Genomic DNA, 12,819 nt, shown 5'->3' on the forward strand with positions numbered 1-12,819 from the left:
CATATTCCTAGTCTGCGCAAGGAATTTCGAATCCATCGGTTTACTGGTTTGCTTTCCCGGCCGAAAGAGCTGCTCATGAAGCAGAAGTACTCGACGGACATGAGCCCCGCGGAGCGCGCCGCTCTGTGGCGGCAGCGCCTCTTCGAGGCGGAGGCGGGGCTCACCCGATACCTCACGGAGTCGCGCGGCGGGCAGGACATCGACGACTGGATCGCGGTGCGCGGCGAGATCTACGCCGGGCTGCCCGGCCCGTCCGGCGCGGAGGCGCCCGAGGCCTGGCAGCAGGTGTTCTTCCGGGCCCAGGCCCTGATGGAACGGTTCCTGGTGTCCCGCTACGGGCACGAGGAGCTGGCCGCCTGGGCCCGCGCCGGCGCCGAGGTGCACCGCCATGTGGAGCCCGACCACGGGCGCGGCGCCCTCGACCCGGTGCTCAGGATCGCCCGCCAGGCCGAGCTGTACGGCTCGCGCTACGAGGTCACCGAGGACGGCCCCGACCGGGCCGCCCTGAGCATCACGCACTGTGCGATCTGGGACTACCGGGAGAAGGCCCGGGCCCGTGGGGTCGGCATCACCCTCGACTCCCCCTGCGAATACTGCGTGCACGCCATCGGCGCCAACGTCGCCGCCAAGGGTTTCCGGCCGCGCCACGAACTGACCGACGGTCCCGAAGGACACGGCTGCCACTGGGAGGCGGAATGTGCGGTATAGCGGGCTGGATCGACTTCGGCCGCGATCTGCGGGCCGAGGCGGCGACCGTGCGCGCGATGACCGACAGCATGGTCCGGCGCGGCCCCGACGCGGGTGATGCGTGGCTCGCCGAACACGCGGCGCTCGGGCATCGCCGGCTCGCCGTGATCGACGTGGCGGGCGGGGCGCAGCCCATGGAGATCCGGGAGGGTGCCCGGCACGCCGTCATCAGCTACAGCGGCGAGGTCTACAACTTCCGCGAGCTGCGTGCCGAACTCGCCGCGCTCGGGCACGGGTTCCGCACCCGCTCCGACACGGAGGTGGTGCTCCGGGCGCATCTGGAGTGGGGCGAGAAGGCGGTCGAGAAGCTCAACGGCATGTTTGCGTACGCCCTTTGGGACGTGCGGGAGCAGGAACTGCTCCTCGTGCGCGACCGGCTCGGTGTGAAGCCCCTGTACTGGACGGCCGACGGCGAGCGGCTGCTGTTCGGCTCCGAGCCGAAGGCGGTGCTGGCGAATCCGCTGTTCCGGGCGGAGGTGGACGCGCAGGGGCTGGCAGAGCTGTTCGCGGTGCCGGCGGCGCCGACGCCCGGGCTCACGGTCTACCGCGGGTTGCGGACCGTGCGTCCGGGGCACACCGTGCGGTTCGGCAGGTCCGGGGCTCGCGCGCGGCGTTACTGGGCACTGGAGTCACGGCCGCACACCGACTCCCTCGACGAAACGGCCGTACACGTACGGGAGTTGCTGACGGACATCGTGCGCCGTCAGCTGGTCAGTGACGTGCCGCTCGGGCTGCTGCTGTCGGGCGGTCTGGACTCCAGCACGCTGACCGCGCTCGCGGCGGCCGAGGCGCCGGACAAGGTCGCCACGTTCTCCGTGGACTTCCCGCCCGACGAGCAGCCCGAGCGACTCGGCGACTGGAACCGCGACGCGGACGCCCCGTACATCCGGGAGCTGGTCGACGAGCTCGGCACCGCGCACACCGCGGTCACCGTCCCCGGCAGCGAGCTCCTCGCCCACCGCCCGATCGGTCTCCGGGCGCGGGACCGGCCGGGCTGGGGTGAGCCCGACGTGTCGCTGTACCTGCTGTTCCAGGGGGTGCGCCGGCACGTCACCGTGGCGCTGTCCGGGGAGGTGGCCGACGAGGTCTTCGGCGGCTACCCGTTCTTCCACGGCGACGGCCCGCTGGACTCCTTCCCGTGGCTGCGGGGGAAGCCGTCCCCCGCGGGACTGCTGCGGGACGACGTCGCCGAAGCCGTACGGCCGACCGAGTACGCGACGCAGCGGCTGGCCGACGCCCTCACCGAAGTCCCGTACCTGGAGGGCGAGTCGGCCGAGGACCGGCGGGCCCGGCAGATCTCGTATCTCGCCCTGACCCGCTGGCTGCCCGCGCTCCTGGACCGCAAGGACCGGATGAGCATGGCGGCGAGCCTGGAGGTGCGGGTGCCGTTCGCGGACCACCGACTGGTCGAGTACCTGTGGAACGTGCCGTGGTCGTTCAAGACCACCGGCGGCGAGCCGAAAGGGCTGCTCCGGCGCGCGGTGGGCGACCTGTTGCCGCCACGCGTGCTGCACCGCCCCAAGAGCGGCTATCCGGCGAGCTCGGCACCCGCCTACGGGGCCGCACTCCGGCAACGGGTCGAGGATCTCCTACGGCGGGACCGGCCCGTCTTCGATCTGGTGGACCGGGAGAAGGTCCGCCGGCACCTCGTCGAGGGCACCGTGCTGCCCGGACCGCGGGCCGCGCCGCACCCGACCGGCGGGCTCGATCACCTGCTGGCGCTGGACAGTTGGCTCGACACCTACGGGGTGAGTGTCCGGTGAGCGTACCGACCGAGGAGTATCTGGCCGCCGCGCGGACCTTTCCCACCGGGGTCACCGTGGTGGCCACCCGCTACCGGGACGGCTTCCAGGCCAAGACGGTGTCCGCGTTCACCTCGCTCTCCCTGGACCCGCTGCTCGTCGGCGTGGCGATCGGCCGGCACAGTCCGATGGTGTGGGCGGCCCGCGCCTCGGGCGTGCTCTCGGTGAACGTGCTGCGGCACGACCAGCGCGGTGTCGCCGACTACTTCGCTGCGCCGGCGCAGCGCCGTGAACTCCCCGCTCCCGTGGGCCTGTTACGGCAGGGAACCGGCGCCCCGGTGCTCGGCGACTGCCTGAGCTGGTTCGACTGCCGGGTCACCAGTGTCGTACCGGGCGGCGACCACGCGCTGATCCTGGGCCGGGTCGTCGCCGTGCGCTCCGGCGAAGGCCGGCCCCTCGTGCACCAGGGCGGCACCTACCGCGCCCTCTCCGACGAACAGAGGAACCTCTCATGACGTCCCTGTCCCTCGCCTCGTCCGTCGAACCGCTCGGCGCCCTCGACGGCGAGCGCTATCTCAGGAGTCTCGACGACGGGCGCAGCGTGTGGCTCGACGGCGAGGAGATCAAGAACGTCGCCGAACATCCGGCCTTCGCCGCGCCGGTCGCCGAGCTGGCCCGCCAACTCGATCTGCAGCACGACCCGGCGCACCGCGACCTGCTGACCGTCGACCATCCGGACACCGGGCTGCGGATCGGCCGTGGCTACCATCCGCCGCGCACACTCGAGGAGTTGAGGTCGGCGCGGGCGTCGGCCGAGGTGTGGCTGCGGGAGTCGTTCGGGCAGCACGGGCGGTCGCCCGCGTTCATGGCGTCGATAGCGGTCGGCCTGTTCGACTTCCGGCACCGCCTGGAGACCAACCGGCCCGGCTTCGGCACGAACGCGGCCGCCTACCACCGGTACGCCGCCACCCGCGACCTGCTGCTCACGCACGCGCTCGGCGACCCGCAGATCGACCGCTCCGCGAGCCCCGTCGACCACCCCGACCACGCCCTGAGGATCCTGCGCGAGGACGACGACGGCATCGTCGTACGCGGCGCCAAGCAGCTGACCACGCTCGCGCCGTTCGCGCACGAGGTGCTGGTGTACCTGTCGGCGTCGTTCGCGCAGCGCGGCGGCGAGGAGTTCGTGGTGTGGTTCGCGCTGCCGCTGAACGCGCCGGGCCTGCGCATCCTGTGCCGGGAGCCGTTCGGCGGCGCCCCGCACGGGCACGCCCACCCTCTGGCGTCCCGCTTCGACGAACAGGACGCGATGCTGTTCTTCGACGACGTACGGGTGCCCTGGGACCGGGTGTTCCTGCTGCACGACGGCGCCCTCGCCCGCGAGGGGCTCACCCGGATCAACGCCTGGAGCCAGTACATCGGGCAGATCCGCTACCGGGAGCGGCTGCGCGCCCTGCTCGCCGTCGGCACGCTGACCGCCGAGGCGATCGGTGTGGACGGCTTCCGCAACATCCAGGAGGACCTGGGGGAACTCGCCGGTTTCGCCGAGACCTTGGACTACTTCCTGGCAGCCGGTGAGGCCACCGCCCGTGTCACCGACGGCGGGCTGCTCGCCCCCGGACCGACACCCGCGGCCGCGGTGTGGGCGGCCGACGTCGCCGGGCGCGCGGTGGAGATCGTGCGCGGCATCGGCCAGTCCGGGATCCTCATGCAGCCCACCGAGAACGACCTGCGCTCCCCCGAGCTGCGCCCGCACCTGGAGCGCTACATGCGCGGCAAGGACATCGACGCGGAGCGCAAGTCCCGCCTGTTCAGGCTGGCCTGGGAGCTGACGGCGGACAGCTTCGGGCAGCGCCAGGACCTGTACGAGTACGTGCACCGCGGCGACCTCGCCCGCAACCGCATCAACCTGCTGCGCCGCTACGACCAGTCGGAGGTCCGCGCGCGCATCGCGGACCTGATCTCCCAGCCCCTGTGACCGGAGGAACCCGATAACCGATGACGGATGACATCCTCACGCGCGCCCGTACGCTCTCCGGCTACGACGACGTCAGCCGGATCCGCCAGTCCCAGGACCACGACTGGGTGCTCGACCTGGTGCCCGAACCACCCTCCACCGTCGCCGACCTGGGCTGCGGCACCGGCGCCCTGCTGGACGCGGCCCTCGCCCGCTGGCCCGGTGTCGTGCGTGCGGTCGGCATCGACGGCAACGAACGCCGGGTGCGGGAGGCGGGCGTCCGCCTTGCCGGACGGGCCGAGCTGCTCACCGGCGACCTGCTCCGACTCCCGCCGCTGGACGACCGGTTCGACGTGGCGTTCATGACCTCGGTGCTGCACTGGCTGCACCCGGACGAGGACCGGGCCTTCGCCTGGACGGCCGCGCACCTGGCACCGGGCGGCACCTTCGTCCTGACGACCCATCACCCGCTCACGGACGCCCGGGGGTTCGGTGGTGAGGACGTCGTCGCCCGCGACGCCCTCGCGGCACTCGGATACGACGACAGCCTGGCCGGCATCGTCCCGATGGGCGTGCGCGCCCGGCCCGCCCAGCCCGTTCGCGCCCTGCTGGCCCGCCACTTCACGGTCACCGCGGTCGAGGAACGCCAGGTGCCGGTGCGCGCCGAGAGCGCCGAGCGGTACCGGGACTTCCACGCCTCCACCTTCGGCACGTACTTCAGCCGGCTCGTCCCGCCGGACCGCCAGGAGGACTTCTTCGAGGCGGTCGGCCGGGCCGCCGCCCGCCGCGGCGCCGAGCACGGCGAGGTCTACGGCATCACCGTCCGCGCCTGGCGCGCCACCCCGCTGACATGAGACTCCCGGCCCCCTGACATGACCCCAGAACGGAGACGCCCCGTGCCCACCCGCCGGTCCTTCCTGCTCCTGTCCGCCGGTTCGCTCGCCGCCGTGGGGCTCACCGCCTGTTCCTCCACCTCCGGCGGCACGTCCGGCTCGGGCGGCGCCCCGCGCGACGGCGGCACCCTCACCTTCTCCACCGACGTCGAGCCCGATGTCTACGACCCGCACGTCAGCCCCGCCGACATCGTCGGCGTCCTGCTGCGCAACGTCTTCGACTCACTGGTCGCGCAGCGGAGCGACGGCACTTTCGAGCCGTGGCTGGCGAAGGAATGGGAGGTGTCGAAGGACGGGAAGGCCTACAGTTTCCGGCTGCGCGAGGACGTCACCTTCACCGACGGCACGCCGTTCGACGCCGAGGCGGTGAAGGCCAACTTCGAGCACGTGGTGGCACCGGCGACGAAGTCGCAGTACGCGGCGACGCTGATCGGGCCGTACGACCGCACGGAGGTGACCGGCGCCCACAGCCTCACCGTGCATCTCAGGAAGCCGTACGCCTCCTTCCTGCACGCCCTGTCCACCACCTATCTCGGCTTCCACTCCCCCAAGGCGCTGCGCGAACACCCCGGTGAGCTCGCGGCGGGTGGGCGCTACAGCGTGGGCACAGGGCCGTTCACCTTCACCTCACGGGTGAAAGGCCAGAAGCTGGTGTTCACCCGGAACGGGGCCTACGCCTGGACGCCCGAGTCCGCGGAGAACCAAGGCCCCGCCCACATAAGGCAGTTGGTCGTCACCTTCCTGCCGGAGAACGCCACCCGGGTCGGCGCGGTCACCTCCGGCCAGACCGACGTGGCCGACTTCCTGCCCGCCAACCGGATCGCGACGCTGAAGAAGCAGCCGGGGCTGAGCGTCCTGAGCCACGACTCGCCGGGCGTCGTCTACCAGTACTTCCTCAACACCGGGCGGGCCCCCTTCGACGAGCGGGACGCACGGCTGGCCGTACGGGCGGCCGTGGACACCGAGGCGATCACCAAGGCCGTGTTCGCGGGGCAGTACCGGCGGGCCTGGGGTCCGCTGTCCCCGTCGACCCCGGCCTACGCGAAGTCTCCGGAGGACAGCTGGAGTTACGACCCCGACCGGGCGGGCGAGCTGCTCGACGGCCTCGGCTGGACCGGGCGGGACGCGGACGGCTACCGCACCAAAGGCGGCAAGCGGTTCTCGCTGACGCTGCTGTACGTGCCCGCGTACACCAAGGCCGAGCGGCGCACCTTCGACACGGCCGTGCAGGACGCGCTGAAGAAGGTCGGTGTGGAGCTGAAGCTGAACCCGCTGGACGCGGGCAGCTACACACCCGTCCGTAACCGGGGCGAGTACGACATCATCGCCTTCGCCTGGGGCGGCTCCGACCCCGACCTGCTGCGCACCGTCTTCCACTCGAAGAGCCAGCTGGCCGACGGCGGCGCCAACGGCTCCAGGCTGCACGACGCGACGATCGACGGCTGGCTCGACGAGGCGGGCGCGACCTCGGACCCGGCACGCCGGACGGAGCTGTACGGCAAGGTGCAGCAGCGGATCGTGGCGCAGGCGTACACCGTGCCCGCCTTCGTGGGCACCCGCCAGCTGGGGGTGCGGCAGCGGGCACACGGCGTGACCTTCGACGCGTCGGCCTGGCCGCTGTTCCAGGGCGCCTGGGTGGACGCCTGATGCCCGAGACCCTCCGCCTGGTGCCGCGCAGGCTGGCCGCAGGGGTGCTCGTGCTGTGGGGCGCGGCCACCCTGGCGTTCCTCGCCCTGCACCTGGTGCCCGGGGACGTCGTGGACACCGTGCTCGGGCCGGGCACGGCCGCGACGCCCGCGCTGCGGGAGCAGATCCGGCTCGACTACGGCCTCGGCGACCCGCTCGCCGTCCAGTACCTGCGCCAGTTGGCGGACTTGGCGCACGGCGATCTGGGGCGCTCGTACCAGCTGGGGCTGCCGGTGAGCCAGGTGCTGGAGGGCCAGGTGGCACCGACGGTGGAGCTGGCGCTGACGGCGACCGCGCTCGCGCTGCTGATCGCGTTCGCGGCCGCCGTCCTGACCGCGGGGCGCGGCCGGGTCGTACGGTCCCTCGCCTCCGGGCTCGAACTGCTCGCCGTGTCCGTGCCGTCGTACTGGCTCGGCATCCTGGGTCTGACCTTCCTGTCCTACCGGTTCGGACTGCTGCCCGCCGCGGGCGACTCGGGTCCCGCCGCGCTGCTGCTGCCCGCGCTCACCCTGGCCCTGCCGATCGGGGGCGTGCTCGCCCGGGTCGTACGGCAGGAACTCGACGAGGCGTCCGGCCGGCCGTTCGCGCTGACCGTGCGGGCGCGCGGGGGCACGGAGCGGACGCTGCTGCTGCGCCACACGCTGCGGCACGCGGCGCTGCCCGTCGCCACGCTGTCCGGCTGGATCGTCGGGAGTCTGCTGGGCGGGGCGGTGCTGACGGAGACGGTGTTCGCCCGGCCGGGGCTGGGGCGGGTGCTGGTCACCGCCGTGACGTCGAAGGACGTGCCGGTGGTGACGGCGCTGGTGCTGTTGTCGGCGGCCGCGTTCGTGGTGGTGAACCTGCTGGTGGACCTGGCGTATCCGGTGATCGATCCGCGCCTGCGCGGGGCGGGGACGGGGGTCGCGGTATGAGTGCGCTCGCTCAGGTGGCGGGGCGCGGGGCGCGCCTCGGGATGCCGGTGGCTCCGGCCCTCGCGGCCCTGGTGCTGGCTCTCTGGGCGGTGGCCGTGGCCGCTCCCGGGCTGCTGGTGGCCGCCGACCCGGACGCCACGGATGTCGTCGCCGCCCTCCGACCGCCGGGCGGGGCCCATCCGTTCGGCACGGACGAGCTCGGCCGGGACGTGCTGTCCCGGGTGGTGCACGGGGCACGGCTGTCACTGACCATCGGCTTCGGCGCGACCGCGCTCGGGGTGGCGGGCGGGCTGCTGCTCGGGCTGCTCGCGGCCTCCGGCGGGCGCCGCCTCGACCAGCTGGTGATGCGCGTCCAGGACGTGCTGCTCGCCTTTCCCGAGTTGCTCCTCGCGCTGCTGGTGGTGACCGTCGTGGGCTCCGGCACCGGCAATGTGCTGGTCGCCATCGGGGTCGCCGCGGTGCCGACGTACGCCCGGCTGGTGCGCGGTCAGGCGCTCACCGTGATCCGCTCGGGGTATGTGGAGGCGGCCGCGGCACTCGGAGTGCGGCGGCCGCTGGTCGTCGTACGGCATGTGCTGCCCAATGTCGCCGGGCCGCTGCTCGTGCTGGCCACCATCGGCACGGGCACGACGGTGATCTCCGGGTCGGCGCTCAGCTTCCTCGGCCTCGGGGCCGCGCCGCCCGCCGCGGAGTGGGGGGCGATGCTCTCCGACGGGCGGGAGTTCCTGGCGACCGCGTGGTGGACGGCCACGTTTCCCGGGCTCGCGATCGTGTCCGTGGTGCTGTCGGTGACGGTGCTGGGGCGGCATCTGCAGGGCCGTTCGACGAGAGGAGAGGGACGGCCGTGAGTCTGTTGGCTGTTGAGGGGCTGGACGTCCGGTTCGGTGCCGTGCACGCCGTCCGGGACGTGTCGTTCTCCGTCGCGTCCGGCGAGTGCCTCGCCCTGGTCGGCGAGTCCGGCTCGGGCAAGTCCACTGCGGCGCGCGCCCTGTTGGGCCTGACCGGGCCCGGCGCCCGCACGACCGCACGCACCCTGCGCGTCGACGGCCGGGACGCCACCGCCTTCGGCGCCCGGGAGTGGCGTACGGTGCGGGGCGGCACCGTGGGCCTGGTCTCCCAGGACGCCCTGGTCTCCCTGGACCCGCTGCGCCGTGTGGGCGCGGAGGTGGCCGAGCCGCTGCGTCTGCACCGCACGGTCGAACCCGGGCGGATCCGCGAGCGGGTGGTGGAACTCCTGCGCGAGGTCGGCGTGCCGGAGCCGGAGGCGCGGGCGGCGCAGTATCCGCACGAGCTGTCCGGCGGGCTGCGCCAACGGGCCCTGATCGCCTCGGCGTTGGCGGCCGAGCCGAAGCTGCTCGTCGCCGACGAGCCCACCACGGCACTGGACGTCACCGTGCAGGCGCAGGTCCTGGACCTGCTCGCGCGGGCCGGTGCGTCCGGCATGGGGCTGCTTCTCATCAGCCACGACCTCGGTGTGGTGGCCCGGATCGCGGACCGTACGGCGGTGCTGCGGGAGGGGGCGGTGGTGGAGTCGGGGGCGACCGCCGAGTTGCTGCGCTCCCCTCGGCATCCGTTCACCCGGGTGCTGGTGGAGGCCTCGGCGGCGCGGCCGCCCCGGGAGCCGTCGGCCGTGTCGTCCGCCCGGCGCCTCCTGGAGGTGTCGGCCGTGTCCAAGGCGTACGGCTCCCGCACGGCTGCCCACGGTGTCTCCTTCGCCCTCCACGCGGGCGAGACCGTCGGGCTGGTGGGCGAGTCCGGCTCCGGCAAGTCCACCGTCGCGCGGATCGCCATGGGTCTGCTGGCGCCGGACTCCGGGACGGTGACACTGGCGGGCGATCCGTGGTCGGCGCTCCCGGAACGCCGGCGCCGACCGCTGCGGCACCGCCTCCAGCTCGTCCACCAGGACCCGTACAGCTCCCTCGACCCACGTTTCACGGTGGCCCGTGTCCTCGCCGAGGCCCTGCCCGGGCACCCCGACCGACGGGCGCGCACCCTGGAGCTGCTCGACCTGGTCGGCCTGGGTCCCGAGCACCTCGGCCGTCGCCCGCACCAGCTGTCCGGCGGTCAGCGTCAGCGGGTGGCGATCGCCCGGGCCCTCGCCCCGGCACCGGAGATCCTCGTCTGCGACGAGCCTGTGTCGGCGCTGGACGCGTCCGTGCAGGACCAGATCCTGCGCCTCCTGGAGGACCTGCGGCAACGGCTCGGGCTCGCCCTGCTCTTCATCTCCCACGACCTGGGCGTGATCCGGCGGATCAGCGACCGGGTCCTGGTGATGAAGGACGCGCGCGTGGTGGAGGAGGGAACGGCGGCCGAGGTGCTGACGGACCCGCGGCATCCGTACACCAGGGCACTGCTGGCAGCCGTGCCCAGCCTGCCCGGGCCGGTTGGCGCACCGGACCGGGCGTGACGGGAGGGGCGGCTCACCAGTCCCGGGTGGCGATCAGCTCTTCGACGTCGGCGTCCGTGAAGCCGTAGGCCTGTGCCACGAACCAGAAGTTCTCGGCTATCTCCTCGCGGGCGACAGTTTCGATGTCGAAGTCGTCGTCCTGCAGGTCGTTGAACTCCTCGGTGGCCGCCTGGGTCAGCACGTACAGTGCGGCGAGATCGGCGGGCCGGTCCGCCTCGATGCGCTCGCACAGCCGCAGCAGGATCTCCTTCCCCCGGTCCACCGCGTGGTCGGGGTAGTACTTGTCCCGGTAGAGCGCCTTGAGGAACGAGTGGGCGGTCACTTGGTGGTTGCTGATCTGCATGCTGTGATCGTGCACCACGCCACTGACAATGCCTTCCCGGGAGCAGCCTGATGACCGCCGAGACACAGTCCTTCGAGGTGCTGCCTGGTGCCGAGGGATCACCGGTGATCCTGCATGTGCCGCACTCGGCACGGGCAGTGCCGGCCGAGGTGCGCGCGGGGATCATGCTGGACGACGCGGCGTTGGATCAGGAGCTGGACTACATCGTCGACGCGCACACCGCCGAGATCGCCGACGCGGCCGGAGAGCTGGCGGCCGTCGAGCCCTGGCGCTTCGTGAACCGGCTGTCGCGGCTGGTCGTCGACCCCGAGCGCTTCCCCGACGAGCGGGAGGAGATGCTCGCCGTCGGGATGGGCGCCGTGTACACGCGGACGACGCACCGCGCGGAGTTGCGGCCCGCCGACACCGATCCCGAGCCGCTGATCGAGCGGTACTTCCGCCCGTACGCGCGGGCCATGACGGAGGCCGTGGCCGACCGGCTGGCGGCCGTCGGACGGGTCGTGATCATCGACGTGCACTCGTATCCCACCGAGGCGCTCCCCTACGAGCTGCACGGCGCGGGCCCGCGGCCTCCGGTCTGTCTGGGCACCGACTCCTTCCACACCCCGCCCGCGCTGCTCGACGCGGCACGGGCGGCGTTCGCCGGGTGCGGGGAGATCGGGCTCGACAGCCCGTTCAGTGGGGCGTACGTGCCGCTGGAGTTCTATGGACGCGATCCCCGGGTGACCGCCCTGATGGTCGAGATCCGCCGGGACACCTACATGGCCGAACCGGGCGGGCCCGCCGGGCCGGGACTCGGGCGGCTAGCGTCCGCGCTGGGCGTCCTCGTCGACGCCGTCACCGGCTGACCTCCGGCTGGAGCACTCCCGCGCGACACGCGGCCGGGCGGCGGTGAGGGTGGGGGCATGACCGAGGAGACCACCACGCTGGCAGAGCAGGCCCCGCCCCCGGTGCGGTCGTGGCCCGCGCTCGACCTGGCCGGGGCGGAGTTCGACCCCGTTCTCGCGGATCTCATGCGCGAGGGGCCACTGACCCGCATCCGGCTGCCGCACGGGGAGGGCTGGGCGTGGCTGGCCACCCGCTACGAGGACGTGAAGGCGCTCACCAACGATCCGCGGTTCAGCCGCGCCGAGGTGACGAACCGTCAAGTCACCAGGCTTGCCCCGCACTTCAAGCCCCGTCCGGGCTCGCTGGCCTTCGCCGACCAGCCCGACCACAACCGGCTGCGCAAGGCGGTCGCGGGGGCGTTCACGGCGGGGGCGATGAAGCGGCTGCGGCCCCGGGCGCAGGAGATGCTCGACGTCCTCGTGGAACGAGTCGTGCGGGAGGGGCCTCCGGCCGATCTGGTCGAGCGCGTCCTCGAACCCTTCCCCATCTCCCTCGTCAGCGAGGTCATGGGGGTGCCCGCCGCCGACCGGCAGCGGGTGCACGCCTGGACACGGCAGATCATCTCCACCTCCGGCGGGGCCGAGGCCGCCGAGGAGGCCAAGAACGGGATGTACGGATGGATCACCGAGACCATCCGGGCCCGGGCCCACAGCAGCGGCGACGACGTGTACTCCCTGCTCGGCGCGGCCGTGCACCGCGGCGACATCAGCGAGACGGAGGCGGTCGGCCTCGCCGGTCCGCTGCAGATCGGCGGCGAGGCCGTCACCCACAACTGCGGCCAGATGCTGTACCTGTTGCTCACCCGGCCCGAGCTGCTGGAGCGGGTGCGCCACCAGCCCGAGGCGCGCGCCGCCGCCCTCGACGAACTGCTGCGCTACATCCCGCACCGCACCTCGGTCGGCCTCGCCCGCATCGCCCTCGAGGACGTCGACCTGCGGGGGCACCGCATCCGCGCGGGCGACGCGGTGTACGTCTCCTACCTGGCCGCCAACCGGGACCCGGACGCCTTCCCCGACCCGGAACGGATCGACCCGGACCGCGACCCCAACCCGCATCTGGCCTTCGGCAACGGCCCGCACTACTGCACCGGCGCCCTGCTCGCCCGGCTGCAGACCGAGCTCCTGGTCGGCACGCTCCTCGACCGGCTGCCCCGGCTGCGGCTCGCGGTCCCCGCCGACCAGGTGGTCTGGCGCCGGAAGACGATGATCCGCGGGCCGCAGACGCTGCCCGTCACCTGGTGAGGGG

At 72.9% G+C, this 12,819-nt stretch carries 12 protein-coding genes; 11 read left to right on the plus strand and 1 reads right to left on the minus strand.

What is annotated here, in order from left to right; genetic code table 11:
• The first annotated feature begins 75 nt into the window (after positions 1 to 75).
• From IG08_RS0108565 to IG08_RS0108605, 9 genes are read left to right on the plus strand one after another with little or no spacing between them, the layout of a single operon-like run.
• Positions 76 to 708, plus strand: coding sequence for a hypothetical protein (locus IG08_RS0108565; RefSeq protein ID WP_063757750.1), 633 nt, complete (start codon positions 76 to 78; stop codon positions 706 to 708).
• Positions 696 to 2,510, plus strand: coding sequence for an asparagine synthase (glutamine-hydrolyzing) (gene asnB / locus IG08_RS0108570; RefSeq protein ID WP_030598365.1), 1,815 nt, complete (start codon positions 696 to 698; stop codon positions 2,508 to 2,510). Before IG08_RS0108565 ends, asnB begins: the two co-directional genes overlap by 13 nt.
• Positions 2,507 to 3,004, plus strand: coding sequence for a flavin reductase family protein (locus IG08_RS0108575; protein ID WP_052424539.1), 498 nt, complete (start codon positions 2,507 to 2,509; stop codon positions 3,002 to 3,004). The genes asnB and IG08_RS0108575 overlap by 4 nt, the downstream gene beginning before the upstream one ends.
• Entirely contained in the window at positions 3,001 to 4,467 is a 1,467-nt protein-coding gene (locus tag IG08_RS0108580; RefSeq protein ID WP_030598370.1) for a 4-hydroxyphenylacetate 3-hydroxylase family protein, read from the plus strand. Before IG08_RS0108575 ends, IG08_RS0108580 begins: the two co-directional genes overlap by 4 nt.
• A gap of 20 nt (positions 4,468 to 4,487) precedes the next feature.
• Entirely contained in the window at positions 4,488 to 5,300 is an 813-nt protein-coding gene (locus tag IG08_RS0108585) for a class I SAM-dependent methyltransferase (RefSeq protein WP_030598373.1), read from the plus strand.
• Between the two features lie 42 nt (positions 5,301 to 5,342).
• The gene (locus IG08_RS0108590; RefSeq protein ID WP_052424540.1) at positions 5,343 to 6,986 is read left to right on the plus strand and encodes an ABC transporter substrate-binding protein; all 1,644 of its coding nucleotides are present in this window, start codon (positions 5,343 to 5,345) and stop codon (positions 6,984 to 6,986) included.
• Positions 6,986 to 7,936: an ABC transporter permease gene (locus IG08_RS0108595; protein WP_030598379.1), complete on the plus strand. Its 951-nt coding sequence runs from the start codon at positions 6,986 to 6,988 to the stop codon at positions 7,934 to 7,936. Before IG08_RS0108590 ends, IG08_RS0108595 begins: the two co-directional genes overlap by 1 nt.
• On the plus strand, positions 7,933 to 8,784 hold the full coding sequence (locus tag IG08_RS0108600) for an ABC transporter permease (RefSeq protein WP_052424541.1): 852 nt from the start codon (positions 7,933 to 7,935) through the stop codon (positions 8,782 to 8,784). The genes IG08_RS0108595 and IG08_RS0108600 overlap by 4 nt, the downstream gene beginning before the upstream one ends.
• Positions 8,781 to 10,343, plus strand: a complete 1,563-nt coding sequence (locus tag IG08_RS0108605; protein WP_043453589.1) for a dipeptide ABC transporter ATP-binding protein — start codon at positions 8,781 to 8,783, stop codon at positions 10,341 to 10,343. Before IG08_RS0108600 ends, IG08_RS0108605 begins: the two co-directional genes overlap by 4 nt.
• Positions 10,344 to 10,356: 13 nt before the next feature.
• Here IG08_RS0108605 and IG08_RS0108610 read toward each other — a convergent pair whose 3' ends face one another.
• Complete coding sequence (locus IG08_RS0108610; protein WP_030598383.1) at positions 10,357 to 10,686, minus strand: DUF5713 family protein; 330 nt, start codon at positions 10,684 to 10,686, stop codon at positions 10,357 to 10,359.
• Positions 10,687 to 10,736: 50 nt separating this feature from the next.
• On the opposite strand from IG08_RS0108610, the gene IG08_RS0108615 reads away from it, so the two are divergent.
• A complete protein-coding gene (locus tag IG08_RS0108615) occupies positions 10,737 to 11,534 on the plus strand; it encodes an N-formylglutamate amidohydrolase (RefSeq protein ID WP_030598386.1) in 798 nt (265 codons plus the stop codon).
• Between the two features lie 57 nt (positions 11,535 to 11,591).
• Complete coding sequence (locus tag IG08_RS0108620; RefSeq protein ID WP_030598388.1) at positions 11,592 to 12,815, plus strand: cytochrome P450; 1,224 nt, start codon at positions 11,592 to 11,594, stop codon at positions 12,813 to 12,815.
• Positions 12,816 to 12,819: the final 4 nt, after the last annotated feature.

This window comes from Streptomyces fulvoviolaceus (genome assembly GCF_000718165.1).
Lineage (GTDB): Bacteria > Actinomycetota > Actinomycetes > Streptomycetales > Streptomycetaceae > Streptomyces > Streptomyces fulvoviolaceus.

Bases quoted from the DNA above. Each gene is read 5' to 3' on its own strand.
- IG08_RS0108565 (WP_063757750.1), top strand. From the start codon at position 76: ATGAAGCAGAAGTACTCGACGGACATGAGCCCCGCGGAGCGCGCCGCT.
- asnB (WP_030598365.1), top strand. From the start codon at position 696: ATGTGCGGTATAGCGGGCTGGATCGACTTCGGCCGCGATCTGCGGGCC.
- IG08_RS0108580 (WP_030598370.1), top strand. From the start codon at position 3,001: ATGACGTCCCTGTCCCTCGCCTCGTCCGTCGAACCGCTCGGCGCCCTC.
- IG08_RS0108585 (WP_030598373.1), top strand. From the start codon at position 4,488: ATGACGGATGACATCCTCACGCGCGCCCGTACGCTCTCCGGCTACGAC.
- IG08_RS0108595 (WP_030598379.1), top strand. From the start codon at position 6,986: ATGCCCGAGACCCTCCGCCTGGTGCCGCGCAGGCTGGCCGCAGGGGTG.
- IG08_RS0108600 (WP_052424541.1), top strand. From the start codon at position 7,933: ATGAGTGCGCTCGCTCAGGTGGCGGGGCGCGGGGCGCGCCTCGGGATG.
- IG08_RS0108610 (WP_030598383.1), bottom strand. From the start codon at position 10,686: ATGCAGATCAGCAACCACCAAGTGACCGCCCACTCGTTCCTCAAGGCG.
- IG08_RS0108615 (WP_030598386.1), top strand. From the start codon at position 10,737: ATGACCGCCGAGACACAGTCCTTCGAGGTGCTGCCTGGTGCCGAGGGA.
- IG08_RS0108620 (WP_030598388.1), top strand. From the start codon at position 11,592: ATGACCGAGGAGACCACCACGCTGGCAGAGCAGGCCCCGCCCCCGGTG.